Raw genomic sequence first — 21,652 nt, forward strand, 5'->3', positions numbered from 1 at the left:
CCTCCTTAAAATCTCGACTCAATTTTACGATATGCTGCCCCATGGGTCCATGAGGCAGCATACCATAAAGCAATTGCTATTAGCGGGATACGACTACCATCTGTAGTGAGCAAAAGCCTTGTTGGCCTCAGCCATCTTGTGGGTGTCGTCACGCTTCTTGCAGGCGCCGCCCGCTCCGTTCAGAGCGTCCATAATCTCGCCGGCAAGTCTTTCTCTCATGGTTCTCTCAGAACGGCTTCTGGAGTAGGTGGTGAGCCAGCGCAGACCCAGGGTCTGTCTTCTCTCAGGACGCACCTCCATGGGAACCTGGTAGGTGGCGCCGCCGACACGGCGGGCTTTTACCTCCAGCACGGGCATGATGTTTTCAAGAGCCTGCTCGAAAGCTTCCAGGGGCTCTTTTCCTGTTTTTTCACGGACAATGTCGAATGCACCGTATACAATCTTCTGGGCGACGCCTTTTTTGCCATCATACATGATGTTGTTGATCAGGCGGGTCACCATTTTGGAATTGTACAGTGGATCTGGCAAAACATCACGTTTTGCTGTTTGACCTCTTCTTGGCACTTCGCTTCCCTCCTTCATAGAATGATATCATAGGTACTCGAAAGCGACAAAACTCCCGTTGCACCGCAAAAAGGCCATTTTATATTCATAAAATGCCTTGCGGCAGATGACTTTATTCATCTAATACGAGGTTTTATTACTTCTTGGCACCAGCCTTTGGACGTTTGGCGCCGTATTTGGATCTGGCCTGCATTCTCTTGGCTACGCCCTGCGCATCCAGAGTACCACGGATGATGTGGTAACGCACACCGGGAAGGTCCTTTACACGGCCGCCACGGATCAGCACCACGCTGTGTTCCTGCAGGTTGTGGCCGATACCAGGAATGTAAGCGGTAGCCTCGATGCCGTTGGTCAGTTTAACTCTTGCAACTTTACGAAGAGCGGAGTTGGGCTTCTTAGGTGTCTGTGTTCTGATTGCTGTACAAACGCCTCTCTTTTGAGGAGAATTCTGCTCAATGGCAACTCTCTTTTTGGAGTTCCATCCTCTCAGAAGAGCGGGAGCGGTGGATTTCTTCTCGATAACCTCTCTGCCTTTGCGGACCAATTGGTTAAAGGTTGGCATATTTGCACCTCCTTGCATCTGTAATATATATCAAAAGCGGCCATGGACAGATTGCCCATGGCCGCGCTTGACCAGATATGAGCACTCTCACCCTGCTATTCTACCATTGTGCAGCAGTGCTTGTCAACAGGGAATCGCCCTATCTTTTGGTTAAAATACTGATTTTCTTTGGTAAATTTCGCCTATTCGCCGATTAAAGAGGCCACGGGATCGTTTTGCGTCTTGATATAGACATCCTCTTCGTCCACAAGTCCGGTACCGGCGGGGATCAGCTTACCAATGATGACGTTCTCTTTGAGGCCCATCAGCGGGTCGACCTTGCCCTTGATGGCGGCTTCGGTCAGCACGCGGGTGGTCTCCTGGAAGGAGGCCGCAGACATGAAGGACTCGGTGGCCAAGGAGGCCTTGGTGATACCAAGCAGAACAGGGGTGCTGGTGGCCTTCTGGCGGTTGCCGCCGTCCTGGGCGTTGAGCTGGTCGATTTCCTGGTTGATGCGCAGGAACTCGGATTTCTCCACCTGGCTGCCGGCGATCAGGCTGGTGTCGCCGCCGTCGTCGATGCGGACTTTGCGCATCATCTGGCGGACGATGACCTCGATGTGCTTGTCGTTGATGTCAACACCCTGGGTGCGGTAGACGCGCTGGACTTCCTTGATCAGGTAATCCTGCACCGCCAAATCGCCCATAACCGAGAGGATCTCGTTGGGCTCGATGGAGCCTTCGGTGATCTGGTCGCCCTTCTTGACACGGTCGCCCTCTTTCACCCGCAGGGTGGAGCCGTAGACAACCTGACGCTCAAAGACGTCGCCGGTCTCAGGGTTGGTGACATAGACAAAATCGTTGCCCTTGGGGTCCTTCTCAAAGGAAACCACGCCGTCCAAATGGCTGATGATGGCGGAAGTCTTGGGCTTTCTCGCCTCGAACAGCTCCTCAACGCGGGGCAGACCTTGGGTAATATCCGCAGCGGATGCAATACCGCCGGTGTGGAAGGTACGCATGGTCAGCTGGGTACCGGGTTCACCGATAGATTGGGCGGCGATGATGCCCACTGCCTCGCCGATGGCCACCGGCTGGCCGTTGGCCAGGTTGGAGCCGTAGCACTTGGCACAGACGCCGTTTTTCGCCTCGCAGTTGAGGATGGAGCGGATCTTCACCTCGGTGATGCCGGCGGCTACAATCCGTTTGGCGTCGTTTTCATCCATCATCTTATCCCGGGTGACCAGCACTTCGCCGGTTTTGGGATCCACCACGTCATCAGCCACATAGCGGCCCAGGAGACGCTCGGACAGCTCCTCAATGGGACGGCCGCTGTCGATGATATCCACGGCGACAATGCCCTCATGGGTGCCGCAGTCGTGCTCCCGGATGATGACATCCTGGGAGACGTCTACCAGGCGGCGGGTCAGGTAACCGGAGTCTGCGGTACGCAGAGCGGTATCAGCCAAGCCTTTGCGGGCGCCTCGAGAGGACTGGAAGTATTCCAAAATGTTCAGGCCTTCCCGGTAGTTGGATCGAATGGGGATCTCGATGGCCCGGCCGGAGGTGTTGGCGATCAGGCCGCGCATACCGGCCAGCTGGCGGATCTGGTCCATAGAACCACGGGCACCGGAGTCGGCCATCATGTAGATGGGGTTATCCTCGCCGAAGTATTTGCCCAGCTCGTCTTTGACCTTGGCGGTGGTGTCGTTCCAGGTCTTGACGACCCGTTCATACCGCACATCGTCGGAGATGAAGCCGCGCTCGTACTGGCGGCGGATGCTGTCCACCTGCTTCTCCGCCTGCTCCAAAAGATCCTTCTTGGTGGGCGGGATGATGGCGTCGCAGACCGCGACGGTCAGGGCGCTGCGGGTGGAGTATTTGAAGCCCTGGGCTTTCACCCGGTCCAACACCTCGCTGGTGCGGCTGGTGCCATGGACCCGGATGCAGCGGTCGATGATCTTACCCAGCTCCTTTTTGCGGACCAGGAAAGCGATCTCCAGGTTAAACTGCTTGTCGGAATCGGTGCGGTCCACATAGCCCAGGTCCTGGGGGATGGGATCGTTGAAGATGATCCGGCCCACGGTGGCGTCGATGATCTTGGTCACCTTGGTGCCGCCGATCTCCCGGGAGACGCGGACTTTGATGGGGGCATGCAATCCCACCACACCGGACTGGTAAGCCATCAACGCCTCGTTGAAGTCGCGGAACACCTTGCCGGCGCCCTTCTCGTTCTCCCGGACCATGGTCAGGTAGTAAGAACCCAGCACCATATCCTGAGAGGGCACTGCCACCGGGCGGCCGTCGGAGGGTTTGAGCAGGTTGTTGGCGGCCAGCATCAGGAAGCGGGCCTCGGCCTGGGCCTCAGCGGACAGGGGCACGTGGACGGCCATCTGGTCACCGTCAAAGTCGGCGTTGTAAGCGGTACACACCAGAGGGTGCAGCTTCAGGGCGCGGCCCTCGACCAAGATGGGCTCAAAGGCCTGGATACCCAGGCGGTGCAGCGTTGGGGCGCGGTTCATCAGGACGGGATGGTCCTTGATGACCACTTCCAGCGCATCCCACACATCCTTGACGGTGGCCCGCTCCACCATCTTGCGGGCGTTTTTGATGTTGGTGGCCACCTTCTGATCCACCAGGCGCTTCATGACAAAGGGTTTGAACAGCTCCAGGGCCATCTCCTTGGGCAGGCCGCACTGATACATTTTCAGCTCGGGGCCGACCACGATAACCGAACGGCCGGAGTAGTCGACACGCTTACCCAGCAGGTTCTGGCGGAAGCGGCCCTGCTTACCTTTGAGCATGTCGGAGAGGGATTTCAGGGGACGATTGTTGGGGCCGGTGACCGGGCGGCCGCGGCGGCCGTTGTCGATCAGGGCGTCCACCGCCTCCTGGAGCATCCGCTTCTCATTGCGGACAATGATATCGGGTGCGCTCAGTTCCAGCAGCTTTTTGAGGCGGTTGTTCCGGTTGATCACCCGGCGGTACAGGTCGTTGAGGTCGCTGGTGGCAAAGCGTCCGCCGTCCAGCTGGACCATGGGGCGGATGTCCGGGGGGATGACCGGGACCACATCCAGAATCATCCACTCGGGCTTGTTGCCAGAGGTGCGGAACGCCTCTACCACCTCCAGCCGTTTGAGGAGCTTCGCCCTCTTCTGGCCGGCGGCGGTTTTCAGCTCCAGCTGAAGGTCCTCGCTCAGCTTGTCGAGGTCCAGATCCTCCAGCAGGCGTTTGACTGCCTCGGCGCCCATGCCCGCTTCAAAGTCATCCTCATAGGCTTCCCGCATGTCGCGGTATTCCTTTTCGGTGAGGAGGGTGTATTTTTTCAGGTTGGTGGTGCCGGGGTCGATCACCACGTAGGAGGCGAAGTACAGCACCTTTTCCAAAAGGCGGGGGGACATGTTGAGCAGTAGACCCATCCGGGAGGAGGTTCCCTTAAAATACCAGATGTGGGAAACCGGTGCGGCCAGTTCGATGTGGCCCATCCGCTCCCGGCGCACCTTGGAACGGGTGACCTCAACGCCGCAGCGCTCACAGATCTTGCCCTTGTACCGGATGCGTTTGTACTTGCCGCAATAGCACTCCCAGTCCTTGGTGGGGCCAAAGATGCGCTCGCAGAACAGGCCGTCCCGCTCCGGCTTTAAGGTGCGGTAATTTATGGTCTCGGGTTTTTTGACCTCGCCATAGGACCACTCCCGGATTTTTTCCGGCGAAGCCAAACCGATTTTAATTGAGTCAAACACGTTAAATTCCATATACACGACCCCTCCTTTTAGAATTTATCATCAGACAGATCGTCATCCAGCCCAAGATCGTCGTCAAAGCCCTCGAACAGGTCGGGGTCCAGGGTCTCCGGCTCTTCCAGATCATCAAGATCCGGGGTTTCAATGGCAAAGCCTTCGTTGAGCTCGCCCTCTACCTCCACGTTGGTAGATTCAAACAAATCCTCGTCGCCGTGGGGCAGGCCCATATCCTCATCCTCATCAAAGTTCTGGCGCAGGTCGATCTCCTCGCCCTCCTTATCCAGGACCTTGACGTCCAAGGCCAGGGACTGGAGCTCGCTGATCAGCACCTTGAAGGATTCGGGGATGCCGGGCTTGGGCACGTTGCGGCCTTTGACAATGGATTCAAAGGTCTTGACGCGGCCCACCACGTCATCCGACTTGACGGTCATGATCTCCTGAAGGGTATAAGCGGCGCCGTAGGCCTCCAGGGCCCAGACCTCCATCTCACCGAATCTCTGGCCGCCGAACTGGGCTTTACCACCCAGAGGCTGCTGGGTGACCAAAGAGTAGGGGCCGGTGGAACGGGCGTGGATCTTATCGTCAACCAGGTGATGGAGTTTCAGGTAGTACATGTAGCCCACGGTGACCGGGTTGTCAAAGGGCTCGCCGGTGCGGCCATCGTACAGGACAGTCTTGCCGTCCTCCCTCAGGCCAGCTTCCCGCAGGGCATCGCGGATATCTTCCTCATGGGCGCCGTCGAACACCGGGGTCATGATCTTCCAGCCAAGAGCGGCGGCGGCGCGGCCCAGATGGACCTCCAGCACCTGGCCGATGTTCATACGAGAAGGTACGCCCAGGGGGTTCAGGACGATGTCAAGAGGACGTCCATCGGGCAGATAAGGCATATCCTCCTGGGGCAGAATCCGGGAGACAACACCCTTGTTGCCGTGGCGGCCTGCCATCTTGTCACCCACCGAGATCTTTCTCTTCTGGGCGATATAGCAGCGGACCACCATATTGACGCCGGGAGAGAGCTCATCGCTGTTTTCCCGGGTAAAGACTTTGACATCCACAATGATGCCGTATTCGCCGTGAGGGACACGCAGGGAGGTGTCGCGGACTTCCCTGGCCTTCTCACCAAAGATGGCCCGCAGGAGGCGCTCCTCAGCGTTGAGCTCGGTCTCGCCCTTGGGGGTCACCTTGCCCACCAGGATGTCGCCGGCACGGACCTCGGCGCCCACCCGGATAATGCCTCGCTCATCCAGCTCTTTGAGGACATCCTCGCCCACGTTGGGAATGTCGCGGGTGATCTCCTCCGGCCCAAGCTTGGTGTCACGGGCTTCAATTTCATACTCCTCAATGTGGATGGAGGTGTACACATCATCCCGGACCATCCGCTCGTTGAGCAGGACGGCGTCCTCGTAGTTGTAGCCTTCCCAGGTCATGAAGCCGATGAGGGCGTTTTTGCCCAGTGCGATCTCACCGTTGGAGGTGGCGGGGCCGTCGGCGATGACCATCCCCTTGGTCACCCGCTCCCCTTTTTCCACGATGGGGCGCTGGTTGACGCACGTTCCCTGGTTGGAGCGCATAAATTTAATCAAGTGGTAGGTCTCCACAAACCCGTCGTCCTGGCGGACCACAATGTCGGTGGCGGAAACCCGCTCCACCACACCGTCGGCTTTGGCCAGCACGCAGACGCCGGAGTCAACGGCGGCCTTGTACTCCATGCCGGTGCCCACGATGGGGGATTCGGTGACCAGCAGCGGAACAGCCTGCCGCTGCATGTTGGCGCCCATCAGGGCGCGGTTGGCGTCGTCGTTTTCCAGGAAGGGGATCATGGCCGTAGCCACCGAAACCACCATCTTGGGGGAGACGTCCATAAAATCAACTTTGTTGTTCTCAATCTCGATAACCGCGTCGCGGAAGCGGGCGGTGACCTTAGGCCGGGCAAACTTCATATCCTCGGTGAGGGGTTCGTTTGCCTGGGCCACGATGTATTCATCCTCCACGTCGGCGGTCATGTAGACCACCTCGTCCAGGACAACGCCGGTCTCTTTGTCAACACGGCGGTAAGGGGCCTCGATGAACCCGTACTCATTGATCCGGGCAAAGGAAGCCAGGTAGGAGATCAAGCCGATGTTGGGGCCCTCAGGGGTCTCGATGGGGCACATGCGGCCGTAGTGGCTGTAGTGGACGTCACGGACCTCAAATCCGGCGCGGTCACGGGACAGACCGCCGGGGCCCAGGGCGGAAAGGCGCCGTTTATGGGTCAACTCAGCCAGGGGGTTGTTCTGGTCCATGAACTGGGACAGGGGCGAGGAGCCAAAGAACTCCTTGATGGCGGCCACCACCGGGCGGATGTTGATCAGCGCCTGAGGGGTGATGGATTCCATATCCTGGGACTGGGTGGCCATCCGCTCCCGGACGACCCGCTCCATGCGGGAGAAGCCGATGCGGAACTGGTTTTGCAGCAGCTCGCCCACCGAACGGATGCGGCGGTTGCCCAGGTGGTCGATATCGTCTTTGGTGCCCACCTCAAAATTCAGGTTGAGCAGGTAGTTGATGGTGGCAAAGATGTCGTCTTTGATGATGTGTTTGGGGATCAGGTCGTCCATCCGCTGGCGGATGGCTTCCTTCTGGGACTCCTCGTCCTCATTCTCCTCCAGGATCTGGCAGAGCACCGAGAAGCGGACTTTCTCATTAATGCCCAGCTCGGCACAATCAAAATCCACAAAATCCCGAATATCCACCATGCCGTTGGAAATAACCTTAACGACACTGTCCCGCACCTGCAGGTAGACGGTGTCCACGCCGGCGCGCTCGATCTCGTGGGCTTTTTCCCGGGTGAGGATTTCCCCTTTGTCCGCCATCAGCTCCCCGGTCAGGGGGTTGGCGACTGGCTCGGCCAGTTCCCTGCCGCTGATGCGCAGGCTGATGGCCAATTTTTTGTTGTATTTGTACCGGCCCACCCGGGAGAGGTCATACCGGCGCGCATCAAAGAAGAGGGCATCCAGATGGGACTGGGCGCTCTCCACCGTTGGGGGTTCGCCGGGGCGAAGCTTGCGGTAGACCTCCAGAAGGGCTTCCTCGGTGTTCTTGGTGCTGTCCTTGTCCAGGGTGGCGCGGAGCATGGCGTCCTCGCCGAAGAAGTTGACAATCTCGTCGTTGGTGCCAAGGCCCAGGGCGCGGATAAAGGTGGTCACCGGCAGTTTGCGGTTCTTATCGATGCGCACATAGAACACATCGTTGGAATCGGTCTCATATTCCAGCCACGCGCCGCGGTTGGGGATGACGGTGGCGGCAAACAGCTCTTTGCCCGCCTTATCTCTGGTGGAGGAGTAGTAAACGCCAGGGGAACGGACCAACTGGGAGACGATGACCCGCTCGGCGCCGTTGATGATAAAGGTGCCGCTGTCGGTCATCAGGGGGAAATCCCCCATAAAAATATCCTGCTCTTTGACCTCGCCGGTCTCTTTATTCAAGAGGCTGGCGCGGACCCGCAAGGGGGCGGCATAGGTGGTATCCCGCTCCTTGCACTCGGCGATGGAATACTTAGGGGTATCGTCCAGGCGGTAGTCAATAAAGTCAAGAACCAGGTTGCCTTGGTAGTCGGTGATCGCAGAGACATCGTGGAAGACTTCCTTCAATCCCTCTTCCAGGAACCATTTGTAGGAATTCTTCTGCACCTCGATCAGGTTTGGCATGTCCAGGACTTCGTTGATCCGAGCGAAACTCATCCGGACATTTTTACCCAGCTGTACAGGCTTGACATTTACCATAGGCTCACTCACTCCATTCTATCTCTATGCGCTTGTGCAATTGCAACAAGCGAATTGCGATTCGCTTCGTTGAATCTGCAAAAACCTATTGCCATCTTGATTTCCATGTGCTATAATACTTCTCAAAAGAGGTATAAATAGCCATTTTGATACAGTATAATATTATATAACACTAAAGTGCATCTGTCAACTACTTTTTTGTAGGAAACGGTGTATTTTTTTTCGCATTTTTGTGCATCTAACTGAAATTTCCATTTCCCGTTGCATTTTTGTAGGGTTGCCCAAACACCCGCACGGGGAATTCCCCCATTGCCCGGCCCGCTTCCCTCCCCCTTTTGGGAGGTTCCCCATTCCCTTCTCCCATGCGAAACGCCTTGAGTATCCTTGAAATGGCGCCTTTTTATGTAATTTCGGCGGACAAAACTGGCCGGGGATTCCCTTTGCTGGAGACAATCAGTTATCATCTGAAACGGAGGCTTCGGCCTCCGTTTTTTTGTACCGGAAAAGACGGAGTCTCCCCCCTATGCTAAGGATGGGACGAGACCTCCCCATTCATGCGCACCTTGACAGCCAAATATTTCAGTTTTTACCGCAGCCCAGCAAAAAAGCGCCGGGAATACAACATCCCAGCGCTTTTTATCGGGTTTATAAGCTGATGTAGGCCAGAAACGCCCGGTAGGTTTCATACACATCGGTTTTGGCCACCAGTTCAAAGGGGGCGTGCATCGACAGCATGGGGACGCCCACATCCACCACTTCCACATTCATATGGGCCACATATTGGGCCACGGTGCCGCCGCCGCCCTGGTCCACCTTGCCCAGCTCGCCGGTCTGCCAGACCACTCCGGCGTCATCCAAAGCCTTGCGGACCTCCGCCATAAACTCGGCGGGGGCTTCACTGGTGCCGGATTTTCCGCCAGCGCCAGTGTATTTGGTGATTACCACCCCGTGGTTCATGTAAGCGATGTTGTTCTTCTCCACTGCATCGGGGAAGGTGGGGTCAAAGGCCGCATTGACATCGGCGGAGAGGCATTTGGAGCGGGAGAGCACCGTCCGCCCGGCGATGCCGTGGGGCGCAGCCAAATCCTCGATGAAGAAGCGGACAAAATCGGAGTTGAGGCCGGTGTTGCCCATGGAGCCGATCTCCTCCCGGTCGGCGAAGACGGTGACCACTGTGTAAGCGGGGTCTTGGACCTCCAGGGCCGCCCGCATAGAGGTGTAGGCGCAAACCTTGTCATCGTGGCCATATGCGCCAATCATGCTGCGGTCAAAGCCGATATCACGGGCGCGGAAAGAGGGGACCATAGTCAGGTCGGCGGAGAGGAAGTCCTCCTCCACAATGCCGTACTTCTCATGGAGCAGATTGAGGATGTTCAACTTCACCTTCTGGCTGACCTTGTCGTCTTTGAAAGGCAGGGAGCCCACCAGCACGTTGAGCTCCTCCCCTTTGATGCCGTCTTTGAGGGGGCGGGAGTTCTGGTCCTTGCTCAGATGGGGGAGCAGGTCGGTGACACAGAACACCGGCTCCTCCTCGTTGTCGCCGATCTTCACTATGATAGTCTCCCCATTTTTTAGGGCGATCACCCCGTGGAGGGCCAGGGGGATAGCGGTCCACTGGTATTTTTTGATGCCGCCGTAGTAATGGGTTTTAAAGAGGGCGATCTCCTTGTCCTCATAGAGGGGGTTGGGTTTTAAATCCAGGCGGGGGGAGTCGATGTGGCTCACCAGGATCTTGACCCCTTCGGCCAAGGGCTTGCGGCCCATGGTGGCAAAAATCAGGGCTTTGCCCCGGTTGTTGTAATAGAGCTTCTCCCCCGCCTCATACTTGCGGCTGGGGTCAAAGGGGGTGTACCCCTCTTTTTCCAGGATGGCGACGGCAGAGGCCACCGCTTCCCGCTCGGTTTTGCTCTCATCCAAAAAGGTTTTGTAGTCCTCGCAGAACTGGTCGGCCAGCTCCATCTGTTTCTCGGAAAACTGCTCACCGGCGTGTTTTCTCTCCAAAAACAGTTCCTTTTTCAGCAGTTCGCCCCGGGTTTTCTCTTCGCTCATAACAGGGCCCATCCTTTCTATTCAAATTGGTACAGCTCCCGGTAGATGCGGGAGGTCTCATTGACCTTTTTTACATAGCGGGCGGTGTCCCCAAAGGGGATACTTGACAGGTTGACCCCGTCGGAGGAGTGCTCCTCGTCGGCCAGCCACTTTTTGACATTTCCCCAGCCTGCATGGTAGGCGGCCAGAGCGTTGTCCACCGTCCCGAATTCGTCAATCAATAGGCGCAGGATAAAGGCGCCGCATTGGATATTGGCCTCCGGCTCAAACAGCCGGTCATAGGCAACGTCCAAATCCTGGCCGGTCCCCTTGCGGAACTCTGCCCAATCGGCGGTGTCCCGGGTGATCTGCATCAGCCCCCGGGCTCCCACGCTGGATTCCACTTGGGGGTTGAAGCTGCTCTCGGTGCGGGTCACCGCGTAGAGGAGTTCCGGCGGCAGGTCGTATTGGGCCGCGGCGGCCTCAATCAGGGCCTGGTACTCCAAGGGATAGGCCATCCGGTGGTAAAAACCCAACGCCTGGGCCATCGCCCCCAACAGGAGAAGGGTGCAAACCGTCAACAGCGCCAGGGACAGCTTCCCCCCTGTACGGTGGTTCATGGGCATTCCTCCGGTTATTCCTCGGCCGGGTGGAGGTCGATGCCATCCACCCGGACATGATCCAGTACATCCAGCGTCTTTTCCCGCAAAGTGTCCAAGTCCCCGTCGTTGACGATGACATACTTGGAGCGGGAGGTGTAAAACGCATCGTTGTGCTGGGCTTTCATCCGCGTTCTGGCCTGGGTGTCGCTGATCCTATCCCGGACGATGATCCGGTTGAGGCGCTCATTCTCCGGCGCGATCACCGAGACCACCAGATCACAGAACCGGTCCGCCCCGCTTTCGAACAGGGTGGGGGCATCCAGTACCACCAAAGGCTCCCCGGCCTCGCGGTATTGTTTTATTGTATCCCCAATCTCCTCGATAATGTAGGGGAAAATAATCGAATTGAGTTTTTTCAGCTTGGCTTTGTCGCCAAACACAAGGTCGGCAAACTTCTGCCGGTTCAAGGTGCCGTCCCCGTTTAATATGTCAATGGTGAAGGCCAAACACAGATCGGCCAGGCACTGCTTGCCGTTATCCACCACATCCCTGGCCACCTGGTCGGCGTCCACAACAGGGATTTTCCGCTCGGAGAAAATGGCGGAGACAGTGCTTTTGCCCGCGCCGGTCTGGCCGGTTAAGCCCAATACCGTAGTCTTGCTCATAGTGTGATCTCCTCAAAGGCCGCCGCCCGCAGCAGCCGGTTGTAAACCGCCAGGCCCACCCCTTCCTTGTGGGGGCAGCGGGCATAGACCAGTTTTGCCCCCCGCTCGTCCAGTTCCCGCAGGGCGGCGAACAGCCGGTGGGCCTGGGTGACGTCTTCATCGTTCTCGCCGTAAACCACGCAGGGCTTGTTTGCCCTCTCCTCCTCGCCGGAGAAGACCAAGCCAAAAATCCCTTCGCCGGTCTGCTCGTTCAAAAACCGAAGGAAGCTCTCGCTGTCCCCATCCACGATGACCACTTTGGCCTTGGGGGCATAGTGTTTGTACTTCATGCCAGGGGAGGATACCCGTTCCCCCGGGTCAATCTGGGAGAGAACCGCTTTGTCCATCTCCACTTCCCCCAAGGCATCCCGCAGCTCTTCTAAGGTGATGGCGCCGGGCCGCAGCAGCCGGGGCTTCTTCCCCGCCAAAGTGATGACGGTGGATTCCACCCCGAACCGGCATTCCCCACCGTCCACGATGGCATCCACCCGGCCGCCCAGGTCGTGGATACAATGCTGGGCGGTGGTAGTGCTGGGGCTGCCAGACAGATTGGCCGACGGCGCTGCCAAGGGGCAGGACCTCCGGATGATCTCCCGGGCGATGGGGTGGGATGGCATCCGGATGGCCACGGTGGGAAGCCCAGCCGAGGTGATATCCGGGATGCTCTCCCCTTTGGGGACGATCATGGTGAGAGGGCCGGGCCAGAACCGCTCGGCCAGAATCTTGGCCGATTCCGGCACCTGGGAGGCCAGGCCGTAGATCTCCTCAAACTCCGCGATGTGGACGATGAGGGGGTTGTCCGCCGGGCGGCCTTTGGCGGCAAAAATCTTCTTCACCGCCTCCGGGTTGAGGGCATCTGCCGCCAGGCCGTAAACCGTTTCGGTGGGGATGGCCACCAGGCCTCCCCTCTTTAAAATATCCGCCGCCTCCTGAAGAAGGGGCGCGTCTTTCTCGATATCCTGTACAACAAAAAGTTTGGTGTCCACCGTGGTACATCTCCTGTCACAATTGTGGTGGAGCGGCAAGGGGATTTAGTAATTCTCCCCCTGTGCCTGCAGTTTTTCCGCCTGGTCAAAGGTGATCAGGGCGTCGGTCAATTCATCCAGGTCGCCGTTGAGCACCTGCTCCAGCTTATACAGAGTCAAGCCGATGCGGTGGTCGGTGACCCGGCTCTGGGGGTAGTTGTAGGTGCGGATCCGCTCGGAGCGGTCGCCGGTTCCCACCTGAAGCTTGCGCTCCGAGGCGATTTTGTCGTTCTGTTCCCGCAGTTTTTCCTCATACAGCCGGGAGCGCAGGATTTTCATGGCCTTGTCCTTGTTTTTGAACTGGCTGCGCTCGTCCTGGCACTCCACCACCAGGCCGGTGGGCAGGTAGGTGATGCGGATGGCGGACTCGGTCTTGTTGACGTGCTGCCCGCCGGCGCCGCTGGCCCGGTAGGTATCGATCTGCAGGTCGCCGGGGTTGATCTCCACCTCCACATCCTCCACTTCGGGGAGCACCGCCACCGTGACGGTGGAGGTGTGGACGCGGCCCTGGGTCTCGGTCTCAGGGACCCGCTGGACCCGGTGGACGCCGCTTTCAAACTTCAGGCGGGAGTAGGCCCCCTCGCCGCTGATGGAGAAGCTGATCTCCTTAAAGCCGCCCAACTCGGTGGGGTTGGCGTTAAGGACCTCGGTCTTCCACCGCTTGGATTCGGCGTACATGGAGTACATCCGATACAGGGAGTTGGCAAACAGGGCGGCCTCATCGCCGCCGGCGCCGCCCCGGATCTCCACAATGACGTTCTTGTCGTCGTTGGGGTCCTTGGGCAGCAGGAGGATTTTCAGCTCTTCGCTGCACCGTTCAATAGACTCCTGGCTGGATTTGTACTGCTCCTCCACCATCTCTTTGAAGTCCTTATCCAGGCCGCCGTCATTCAGCATCTCCTTGGCTTCTTCAAAGTCCTGCTGGTATTTGGCGTACTCCCGGTATTTTTCCACAATGGGGGTCAGGGTTTTATGCTCCTTCATCAAGGATTTAAACCGTTCGTTATCGCTGACCACACTGGGGTCGGCCAACTGCTGGTTAATCTCCTCGTAACGCTCTTCGGTCAACTTTAATTTCTCAAACATACAATTCTCCTTGTGTTGTCCTGGTTCTATTTCAAAAAAGCACTGGTCTGGCTCGCAGCGCGCTAACCGTCCTTGCGGATGATGGATTTGATGTTCTTTTCCGCTTTGGCCCGGGGGACCATAACTTCTCTCCCGCAGCCGGTGCAGCGGATGCGAAAATCCATGCCAGAGCGCAGTACCAAAAATGTGTTCTCACCGCATGGGTGCTGTTTTTTCATCACTAGAATATCCCCAACGCGCACATCCATCCCCATCAGCTCCTTTGTATTCATCCCTTATTCTACCACAGGGCCCACCAGCCTGGCAATCGCTTTTTTGTTTTTATCCTTGGGGCTTTCAGCCCCCGTACTTTTAGGGACGAGGGGCCTTGTGCCGGCCCCTTGAACCTCCGGCCCTTATTCAAGATTCCATCTTAGAACTGGATTTATGGGGCGCTGCACGCCCCCACACCCCCGTGCAAGGGTTTTTATGTGAAAAACCCTTGACGAAAAGCACATTTAAGGGGGAATAGGCAACCCTCGCGACACGGTGCAAGCCTATTCCCCCTTAAAAATCCCCCTCTACATAGGGCAGCTTAATCTGAAAAACAGTTGGGGGAAATAGCCCCACCCAGGAGCAGTGGGAGTTTTGAGGGGGCATAGTTAGCTGACGCTGACCGCACTGACTTCAACTGCACCGCGAATAGTTCGGCCCCTCTTAAATGCGCTTTCTCCCTCCCCTTTTTCACACAAAAAAAGGGAGCGCGGGATGCATGGGTGCCAGGCGCCCTGCTAGACCACTTGCAAAATGAAATCTTGAGGAACAAAACCCCAAAAAGAAAAATGCATGAGCCATCCCCCCGGTGAATATACATGGTAACGGTTCCAAAAAGGCCGAACACCGGCCGAGGATGGTATCCCAAAAGAGGAGGTATTTGAAATGACAACCTATCGGCCGGAGGGCCTTTTGATCGACACCCCGGAAAACTGCGCCTATCTAAAAAGCATATCCGCCCTGGAAGAAGCCATGCGGGAAGGCCGCTGCCTGGAGGGCCGGGCTGTGGTCTGCGATTCCGCCCACAATTTATATGTGGATCTGGGCTGTACCCGGGGCATCATCCCCCGGGAGGAGGGCGCCCTGGGCATTGAGGACGGCTCCACCCGGGACATCGCCATCATCTCCCGGGTGAACAAGCCGGTGGCCTTCCAGGTTATCGCCATCGACCGGCAGGGGGACGGTGCGCCGCGGCCCATCCTCTCCCGCCGCCTGGTGCAGAAAGCCTGTATGGAGGAGTATCTGACCCAGCTGCGCCCTGGGGACATCATCGACGCACGGGTCACCCACCTGGAGCCTTTCGGCTGTTTTGTAGACGTGGGATGCGGCATCAGCTCCCTCATCCCCATCGACTCCATTTCGGTCTCCCGCATCTCCCATCCCCGGGACCGGTTCCATGTGGGGCAGGACATCCGGGCGGTGGTGCGCCAGGTGGAGCCCGGGGGGAGGATCTCCCTCTCCCATAAAGAGCTGCTGGGCACCTGGGAAGAGAACGCCGCCCTCTTCTGTGCTGGGGAGACGGTGGCTGGCATCGTCCGCTCGGTGGAGAGTTATGGCATCTTTGTGGAACTCTCCCCCAACTTGGCGGGCCTTGCCGAACCCAAGGAGAACGTCTTTCCCGGCCAGCACGCCAGTGTCTACATAAAAAGCCTGATCCCCGAAAAGATGAAGGTCAAACTCATCATTGTGGATTCCTTTGACGCCGCCTACCGCATCCAGCCCCCGCGGTATTTCATCGAAGGCGGCCACATCAGCCGGTGGCAGTATTCCCCCGATTCCTCAGAACGGCTGTTGGAAAGCCGGTTCGACTAATCCTTTTTCCAATTGACAAGTCCCTCCTGTTTGTGCTACGGTTTAGTTAAGCAGCTTACAGGGGGGATTTTTCTGCGTGTTTTGCGCAGTTTCTCCGGCATTCGGACTCTTGCCGCCCTGGTTCCGCGGCAAACAGGGCTCCCCAAACCGCTCCTTCTTCCGCGCAGTTGGGGCGTGGCAGTTTATCCTAAAATAATACAGCGCGGGAAAAGGAGCGTTTGAACCTCATGTATGACAGCATTGTGACCCGGCCCGCCACCTGGGCAGACCTCCCCGCCTGCTTGGAAGTGGAGCACGCCGCCATGAAGGCAAACCACTACCTGGCCGACGTGGCCGACCTCTACTTCAATGGCACCGTGGGCGACCTGACCGTTGCAGAGGTGGACGGCAAAATTGTAGGCATCGGCAAACTGACCCTTCTGTACGATGGCTCCGCCTGGCTGGAGACCCTGCGGGTCGATCCCGCCTACCAGGGCAACGGGGTGGGCAAAGCCATCTATCGCCGGTACTTGGAGGAAGCAGCGGAACTGAACGCCCCCGCTCTTCGGATGTACACCGGGGTAAAAAACGCAGTGAGCGCCGGCCTTGCCCGGCGGCATGGTTTCACCATCCACTGCACCTGCCGGGAGATGACCCTTCGGCTGGACGACTCCCCGATTTTGGAGACCAGGTTCCACCGGGTGGGCCAGGATACCGCCTGCCGGCTGCTGGCCCCTTTGGCAGACGCCTGGAGAGGGTTCCTCTGCTTCAACCGGACTTTCTACGCCATGAATGAGCCCTTATACCGGGGCCTCGCCTATGAGGGCAAGGTCTACCGGGAGGAAGCTTCCGGCTCCATCCTGGTGGCAGGCACCCGCTTTCAACACAAAAAGGCCCTCCATGTGGCGCTGGTGGAGGGGGATGTGGACCGCTGCATCGCCGCTGCTAAAACCATCGCCAGGGAACGGGGCATTCCCCAGCTGACGGTGATGTTCCCCTATGACAACCAAGTGCTGGAGGAAAAGCTGGCCTCCCTGGGGTTTGAAACTGCCCCCAGCGACTTTATCTCCATGGGGATGTACCGCTAGATCCCATCAAAAACGCCTTTGCAACCAGTTGCAAAGGCGTTTTTTCTTATGTATGGTATTTCCCGGTGCAGGATTCCACCTGGATTTTCACCACAGCAGTGCCCGCTGCTGCCTGGGGAAGGATGGGTGCCTCCCCAAGCTCCGGGGCGTATTTGGCTGTGATGGCCCGCAGGATGTCCTCCTTTTCCCCCGGGTCGTCAACCAGGGAAGCCCTCCCCCGCAACACGGCGCTCTCATAGCCGGAGCCCACTTTGCAGGGGACAGTGACCCCCTCCTTGCGGATGCCCAGCAGTTCATCCACTTCAAAGCAGACCTTGGGGTCCCGGGCGATGTTGCAGAGCTTCTCCCCCTTTGGCAGGCCGTGGAAGTAGACAGCCCCTTCCCGGTACACAAAGTGAACCACCACCGTATAAGGGTAGCCGTCCGATCCGTTGGTGGAGACCCGCCCTACCATAGCCCTCTCCAACAGCCGGTTCACCCCTTCGGGGGCGAGGGGGTTTTCTCTCATCTTGTGCTGCATAGGCTCCTCCTCTACCGGTCCATCGACCGGATTTTTTGGCGGTAAGCAAGGGCCGCCTGTTCGGTTTTATTGTCTCCAAACCGGTAGTACTCCCGATCCTTGATGGCATCGGGCAGGTACTGCTGCACCACATAGTGGCCCGGGAAGTCATGGGCATACTGGTAGCCGATGGCGTGCCCCATCTTTTTGGCCCCGCCGTAGTGGCCATCCTTCAGGGAATCGGGCACATCGCCGTATTTGCCGTCTTTCACATCCTTTAGGGCGGCGTCAATGGCCAAGATGCCCGAGTTGGACTTGGGCGCGGTGCACAAAAGGATCACCGCGTCCGCCAAGGGGATGCGGGCCTCCGGAAGGCCCAGCTGGAGGGCGCTGTCCACACAAGCCTTCACAATGGGGATGGCCTGGGGATAGGCCAAGCCGATGTCCTCAGCGGCAGTGACCAAAAGCCGGCGGCAGGGGGACAAAAGATCCCCGGCGGTCAGCAGACGGGCCAGGTAATGGAGGGCGGCGTTTTCATCCGACCCGCGGATGGATTTCTGGAACGCCGATAGGATATTATAGTGGACATCCCCATCCCGGTCGTACCGCATGGAGGACCGCTGGGATACCTCCTGGGCCTCCTCTAAAGTGACTACCGGCTCCTCCTTCCCCCGCAAGGCGGAGAGGGAGAGGATTTCCACCGCGTTGATGGCCTTGCGCACATCCCCGCCGCAGGCCAAGGCGATGTGTTTCTCCACCCCTTCTTCCCGCCGGATGCCGGCGCCGTAGATCTCCCCCGCCAGGCGGAAAGCCCGGCCCACCGCTTTTTCCACCTCTTGGGGCTCCACCGGCTGGAATTCAAAGACGGTGGAGCGGCTCAGGATGGCGTTGTACACATAGAAATAAGGGTTCTCAGTGGTGGAGGCAATGAGGGTGATCGACCCGTTTTCGATGAACTCGAGAAGGGTCTGCTGCTGTTTTTTGTTGAGGTACTGGATCTCGTCCAGGTAGAGCACCACCCCGTTGCGGCCGGCGAAGGTGTCCAATTCCTCCACCACCCCTTTGATGTCCGCGGTGGAAGCGGTGGTCCCGTTGAGCTTGTGCAGGCGCTTGCCCGCTTTTTCGGCGATGATTCGGGCGACGGTGGTCTTGCCCACTCCCGAAGGGCCATAAAAGATCATATTGGGCAGGTTGCCACTGTCCACGATGTTGCGCAGCACCCGGCCGGGCGCCAGCAGGTGCCTTTGGCCAACCACTTCATCCAAGGTGGTGGGGCGCAGGCGGTCTGCCAATGGGGATTCCATAGGCCCTCCCCCTTTCCTAGAAAATTCAGGTCTTTGGTATTCCATCAATGTCCCCTACTCCCCCAGGAAGAAGGGGATGGCCCGCTCCACCGACTTGTCCCACAGCGGCCATTCGTGGCCCCCGGGGAACTCCTCATACCGCAGTTCCAGCGGCAGGGCGGACAGGTGATCCCGGAACTTCCGGTTCTGTTCGATGATATAGTCCCCATGGTCGTCGCTGCCGCAGGTGATGTAAGCCCGGGGGCGCAGCTCTTTGGGCAGGGCCGCGGCCTTCTGTGCCAGGGCAAACAGGTCGTCCTGTTCTTTCAGCACCAGATCCATCCCGAAGACGGCCTGCATCTCCGGCAGCATCTGGGGGGCATATTTGGCCCCCTCCTTCAGCATGGCGATGTCCAGCGCCCCGGAAAAGGAGCCAAAAGCGGAAAAGACGTCCGGCCGGGCCAGGGCGCATTTTGCCGCCCCATAGCCGCCCATAGAGAGGCCGGCCACAAAGGTGTCCTCCCTTTTGGGGCTCAGGCGGAAGAGCTTTTGGCAGAGCTTTGGGAGTTCTTCCGACACATAGGTGAAATAGGCAAGGCCCATCTCCATATCGGTGTAAAAGCTGCGCTGTACCTCCGGCATCACCACCGCCAGGTTATGCTCCTTGGCATACCGGCCAATGGAACTCATATTCAGCCAGGCGCCGGCGCTTTGTTTCAACCCGTGGAGCAGGTACAGGGTTTTGGCGGGCGGCATCTCCTGGAAGCTGTCATAGGGCAGGATCACCGCCAAACCAGTGTCCATCTCCATGGTGCGGGAGCGGATCTCCCCTCGAAAAATAGCCATTGTTGTATTCCCCCATTTTTCACTCGATCGTTGTATTCAGTATACCTGGTTTTGACAAATAAATCCAGCGGTATCCCATCAATAGGGCAGCGTCCCCGCAAAAAAGCGGAACCCCCACAAGAAAAAAGCCAGTAGGCAGTAGCTCACCCCGCAGAAAATCAGCCAATTTCTCATGGGGCGGCCTGCAATAGATCGCAGGGAAAGGAGCACTATATAAAAGATCAACAGGTAAATCATGGGCTGCAGCCGCCATGCTCCGGCAAAGTCCAGCCGCAAGAGGCACAGGGCCGCCCGGGTCATCCCACAGCCCGGACAGGGCACACCGGTCAAGCGGCGGATGGTGCAGTTATAGTCCCCTGGCAGGAGGATGAGCAGGGCACCCGCTGCAAAAAACAGCCAGCCATGCCGCTGGTCAAACCGATGGGATTGGATGGTGAGCCCCCCTTTCGGATGCTATTTTCTTGTAGTATAGCAATTTTGCCGCCGGCGCGCAAATCGGGCAGTTTACAATTGGAAGGTTTTGCTATAGAATAAGAGTGTTCCGTGCTGATATACCCCTTTGGGATTACAATAGATGAGAATGTGAAATGACGGAGGTTGCGTATGAACGGTTTATTGGTGAAAGGCATGGTAGTCGCCGGCGGCTACGCTGGGGGCGGTTATGTGGGCGGTTCGTCAGGCGGCGGCATGGGCGGTGAGGAAAGCGGAATGATCAGCACCCTGATGTCTACAATGCCCTCGTGGCTTCAGGTGGCGGTGACTGCGGCGGCGGTAATTTTAGGTTCCCTCCTTTTGGGCTGGGTCATCGGCCAGGTGGTGGGGCGGGTCATGTATCCCGATCCCAACAAACCCAGCGTCCTCAACAAAAAGGAGCGGACCATCTACATCGGTGTTTTAGCGGCGGCCATGGTTCTGATCGTAATTTTGGCCCTGCCCAAAAAGGAGAAGCCCGTCGATCCCACCGGCGATCCCTCCATTGGGGTCAACGGGGAAGTGGACAATCCCGATGGGGATGGAACCGAGGACAGCCTGGATGACAGCACATCCGATGAAGGGGATGGGGAGGAATCCACCCCCGAGGGCGATTCCTCTGAAACTGGGGATGAGCCTGCGGAAGGCGATGGCGACGCTGCAAGCTCCGCATCCTCCACGGTTGTCACCAACCCGCCGGCTGCGCAGCCTGAAGTGTATTTCAAAACTGCCAATGGCGGCGTTGCCCTCTTGGGTTAAGAAACGCGATGCAAAACGGGAACTCCTGTGGCGGAGTTCCCGTTTTTTGTCCCAAAATTTCCGGATTCAGCGATGTGTGCAACCCCTCAGATGTGCCGAAAAGCCGCACTACAGCCGGATGGGGACCGGGGCGGTGACCTCCACATGGCTGGGGGCGACGGCACACTCATAACAGAGCAGCTGTACCCCAGCCTCCTGCGCCCGCCGGAGGGCCTCCCCAAACTGGGGATGGGTCTTATCGTTGGGGCAAAACTCCTTTGCCCCGGTGAACTGGATCACCAGCAGGAGGGCAGCCCCGTACCCCTCCCCCACCGCGCGGGATAGCCCCTCCAGGTGTTTGATGCCCCGCTGGGTGGGGGCATCAGGGAATAGAGCCACACCATCTTCCTCCAAGGTTACCCCTTTTACCTCCACAAATGCCCGGCGCTCCCCTTCTTCCAGGTAGAGGTCAAACCTGGAATCCCCGTGGGTGACCTCCCGGCGCAGGGCAAAGGCTCCGGCGTGAAACCCCGGCAGCGCCACCCGGCCGGAGAGGATGGCCTCTTCTGCCAAAGCGTTGGGCGCTTGGGAGTCCATGTTGATGAGCAGATCCCCTTTTTCCACCGCGATAAGGGAATAAGCGGTTTTGCGCTGGGGGTTCTGGGCCTTTTCCAGATAGACGGTGGCGCCGGGCAGCAAAAGTTCCCGGCAGCGGCCGGTGTTCTTCACATGGGCCCGCACCTCCTGGCCGTCCAGCAGGCACCGGGCGATAAACCGGTTGGGCCTCTCCAAAAAGACCGCCGGATAAACCAATTTGTAATGCATGATTGCCCCTTCTTTCTCTGCCCATTG

At 58.2% G+C, this 21,652-nt stretch carries 18 protein-coding genes; 3 read left to right on the top strand and 15 right to left on the bottom strand.

Annotation, left to right across the window (positions count from 1 at the left end; translation table 11 throughout):
- Positions 1-93: 93 nt before the first annotated feature.
- The 10 genes from rpsG to RDQ42_RS00495 all read right to left on the bottom strand — a co-directional run bounded on the left by rpsG (position 94) and on the right by RDQ42_RS00495 (position 14,299).
- Complete coding sequence (rpsG, locus tag RDQ42_RS00450) at positions 94-564, bottom strand: 30S ribosomal protein S7 (RefSeq protein ID WP_054331623.1); 471 nt, start codon at positions 562-564, stop codon at positions 94-96.
- A 136-nt stretch (positions 565-700) separates the two neighbouring features.
- Positions 701-1,126, bottom strand: a complete 426-nt coding sequence (gene rpsL / locus RDQ42_RS00455) for a 30S ribosomal protein S12 (protein ID WP_054331622.1) — start codon at positions 1,124-1,126, stop codon at positions 701-703.
- Between the two features lie 182 nt (positions 1,127-1,308).
- Positions 1,309-4,857 carry a DNA-directed RNA polymerase subunit beta' gene (gene rpoC / locus RDQ42_RS00460; RefSeq protein WP_071428147.1) on the bottom strand — a complete coding sequence of 1,183 codons (3,549 nt, stop codon included), beginning with the start codon at positions 4,855-4,857 and terminating at the stop codon, positions 1,309-1,311.
- A gap of 17 nt (positions 4,858-4,874) precedes the next feature.
- Entirely contained in the window at positions 4,875-8,606 is a 3,732-nt protein-coding gene (gene rpoB, locus RDQ42_RS00465; protein WP_071428145.1) for a DNA-directed RNA polymerase subunit beta, read from the bottom strand.
- A 645-nt stretch (positions 8,607-9,251) separates the two neighbouring features.
- Positions 9,252-10,655, bottom strand: a complete 1,404-nt coding sequence (locus RDQ42_RS00470) for an aminopeptidase (RefSeq protein WP_071428143.1) — start codon at positions 10,653-10,655, stop codon at positions 9,252-9,254.
- Between the two features lie 17 nt (positions 10,656-10,672).
- Positions 10,673-11,254 carry a lytic transglycosylase domain-containing protein gene (locus RDQ42_RS00475; protein ID WP_231358246.1) on the bottom strand — a complete coding sequence of 194 codons (582 nt, stop codon included), beginning with the start codon at positions 11,252-11,254 and terminating at the stop codon, positions 10,673-10,675.
- A 14-nt stretch (positions 11,255-11,268) separates the two neighbouring features.
- Positions 11,269-11,901 (bottom strand): dephospho-CoA kinase, encoded by a 633-nt coding sequence (gene coaE / locus RDQ42_RS00480; protein WP_231358245.1) that lies wholly within the window; start codon positions 11,899-11,901, stop codon positions 11,269-11,271.
- On the bottom strand, positions 11,898-12,926 hold the full coding sequence (locus tag RDQ42_RS00485) for an L-threonylcarbamoyladenylate synthase (protein ID WP_231358244.1): 1,029 nt from the start codon (positions 12,924-12,926) through the stop codon (positions 11,898-11,900). The genes coaE and RDQ42_RS00485 overlap by 4 nt, the downstream gene beginning before the upstream one ends.
- 45 nt (positions 12,927-12,971) lie before the next feature.
- Entirely contained in the window at positions 12,972-14,051 is a 1,080-nt protein-coding gene (gene prfA, locus RDQ42_RS00490; RefSeq protein ID WP_054331616.1) for a peptide chain release factor 1, read from the bottom strand.
- A 62-nt stretch (positions 14,052-14,113) separates the two neighbouring features.
- On the bottom strand, positions 14,114-14,299 hold the full coding sequence (locus RDQ42_RS00495; protein WP_054331615.1) for a DUF951 domain-containing protein: 186 nt from the start codon (positions 14,297-14,299) through the stop codon (positions 14,114-14,116).
- A 670-nt stretch (positions 14,300-14,969) separates the two neighbouring features.
- Here RDQ42_RS00495 and RDQ42_RS00500 point away from each other — a divergent pair.
- Positions 14,970-15,896 (top strand): S1 RNA-binding domain-containing protein, encoded by a 927-nt coding sequence (locus tag RDQ42_RS00500; protein WP_054331614.1) that lies wholly within the window; start codon positions 14,970-14,972, stop codon positions 15,894-15,896.
- 227 nt (positions 15,897-16,123) lie between these two features.
- Positions 16,124-16,963 carry a GNAT family N-acetyltransferase gene (locus RDQ42_RS00505; protein ID WP_054331613.1) on the top strand — a complete coding sequence of 280 codons (840 nt, stop codon included), beginning with the start codon at positions 16,124-16,126 and terminating at the stop codon, positions 16,961-16,963.
- A gap of 46 nt (positions 16,964-17,009) precedes the next feature.
- On the opposite strand, the gene RDQ42_RS00510 is transcribed toward RDQ42_RS00505, so the two are convergent.
- The 4 genes from RDQ42_RS00510 to RDQ42_RS00525 all read right to left on the bottom strand — a co-directional run bounded on the left by RDQ42_RS00510 (position 17,010) and on the right by RDQ42_RS00525 (position 20,023).
- On the bottom strand, positions 17,010-17,483 hold the full coding sequence (locus RDQ42_RS00510) for a pyridoxamine 5'-phosphate oxidase family protein (protein WP_308588062.1): 474 nt from the start codon (positions 17,481-17,483) through the stop codon (positions 17,010-17,012).
- Between the two features lie 11 nt (positions 17,484-17,494).
- Positions 17,495-18,766: a replication-associated recombination protein A gene (locus RDQ42_RS00515; RefSeq protein WP_054331611.1), complete on the bottom strand. Its 1,272-nt coding sequence runs from the start codon at positions 18,764-18,766 to the stop codon at positions 17,495-17,497.
- Positions 18,767-18,820: 54 nt separating this feature from the next.
- Positions 18,821-19,591 carry an alpha/beta hydrolase family protein gene (locus tag RDQ42_RS00520; RefSeq protein ID WP_054331610.1) on the bottom strand — a complete coding sequence of 257 codons (771 nt, stop codon included), beginning with the start codon at positions 19,589-19,591 and terminating at the stop codon, positions 18,821-18,823.
- Positions 19,592-19,669: 78 nt separating this feature from the next.
- Entirely contained in the window at positions 19,670-20,023 is a 354-nt protein-coding gene (locus RDQ42_RS00525; protein ID WP_308588142.1) for a DUF2752 domain-containing protein, read from the bottom strand.
- A 171-nt stretch (positions 20,024-20,194) separates the two neighbouring features.
- On the opposite strand from RDQ42_RS00525, the gene RDQ42_RS00530 reads away from it, so the two are divergent.
- The gene (locus tag RDQ42_RS00530) at positions 20,195-20,821 is read left to right on the top strand and encodes a hypothetical protein (RefSeq protein ID WP_054331608.1); all 627 of its coding nucleotides are present in this window, start codon (positions 20,195-20,197) and stop codon (positions 20,819-20,821) included.
- Positions 20,822-20,929: 108 nt separating this feature from the next.
- On the opposite strand, the gene sfsA is transcribed toward RDQ42_RS00530, so the two are convergent.
- Positions 20,930-21,625, bottom strand: coding sequence for a DNA/RNA nuclease SfsA (sfsA, locus tag RDQ42_RS00535; RefSeq protein WP_054331703.1), 696 nt, complete (start codon positions 21,623-21,625; stop codon positions 20,930-20,932).
- Positions 21,626-21,652: the final 27 nt, after the last annotated feature.

Origin of the sequence: uncultured Merdimmobilis sp., from assembly GCF_902471145.1 — a bacterium.
GTDB lineage: Bacteria > Bacillota > Clostridia > Oscillospirales > Ruminococcaceae > Merdimmobilis > Merdimmobilis hominis.

What these genes read in the sequence shown, in the direction of transcription:
- rpsL (WP_054331622.1), bottom strand. Translation starts at nt 1,126, where the DNA reads ATGCCAACCTTTAACCAATTGGTCCGCAAAGGCAGAGAGGTTATCGAG.
- rpoC (WP_071428147.1), bottom strand. Translation starts at nt 4,857, where the DNA reads ATGGAATTTAACGTGTTTGACTCAATTAAAATCGGTTTGGCTTCGCCG.
- rpoB (WP_071428145.1), bottom strand. Translation starts at nt 8,606, where the DNA reads ATGGTAAATGTCAAGCCTGTACAGCTGGGTAAAAATGTCCGGATGAGT.
- RDQ42_RS00470 (WP_071428143.1), bottom strand. Translation starts at nt 10,655, where the DNA reads ATGAGCGAAGAGAAAACCCGGGGCGAACTGCTGAAAAAGGAACTGTTT.
- RDQ42_RS00475 (WP_231358246.1), bottom strand. Translation starts at nt 11,254, where the DNA reads ATGAACCACCGTACAGGGGGGAAGCTGTCCCTGGCGCTGTTGACGGTT.
- coaE (WP_231358245.1), bottom strand. Translation starts at nt 11,901, where the DNA reads ATGAGCAAGACTACGGTATTGGGCTTAACCGGCCAGACCGGCGCGGGC.
- prfA (WP_054331616.1), bottom strand. Translation starts at nt 14,051, where the DNA reads ATGTTTGAGAAATTAAAGTTGACCGAAGAGCGTTACGAGGAGATTAAC.
- RDQ42_RS00495 (WP_054331615.1), bottom strand. Translation starts at nt 14,299, where the DNA reads ATGGATGTGCGCGTTGGGGATATTCTAGTGATGAAAAAACAGCACCCA.
- RDQ42_RS00500 (WP_054331614.1), top strand. Translation starts at nt 14,970, where the DNA reads ATGACAACCTATCGGCCGGAGGGCCTTTTGATCGACACCCCGGAAAAC.
- RDQ42_RS00505 (WP_054331613.1), top strand. Translation starts at nt 16,124, where the DNA reads ATGTATGACAGCATTGTGACCCGGCCCGCCACCTGGGCAGACCTCCCC.
- RDQ42_RS00510 (WP_308588062.1), bottom strand. Translation starts at nt 17,483, where the DNA reads ATGCAGCACAAGATGAGAGAAAACCCCCTCGCCCCCGAAGGGGTGAAC.
- RDQ42_RS00515 (WP_054331611.1), bottom strand. Translation starts at nt 18,766, where the DNA reads ATGGAATCCCCATTGGCAGACCGCCTGCGCCCCACCACCTTGGATGAA.
- RDQ42_RS00520 (WP_054331610.1), bottom strand. Translation starts at nt 19,591, where the DNA reads ATGGCTATTTTTCGAGGGGAGATCCGCTCCCGCACCATGGAGATGGAC.
- RDQ42_RS00530 (WP_054331608.1), top strand. Translation starts at nt 20,195, where the DNA reads ATGAACGGTTTATTGGTGAAAGGCATGGTAGTCGCCGGCGGCTACGCT.
- sfsA (WP_054331703.1), bottom strand. Translation starts at nt 21,625, where the DNA reads ATGCATTACAAATTGGTTTATCCGGCGGTCTTTTTGGAGAGGCCCAAC.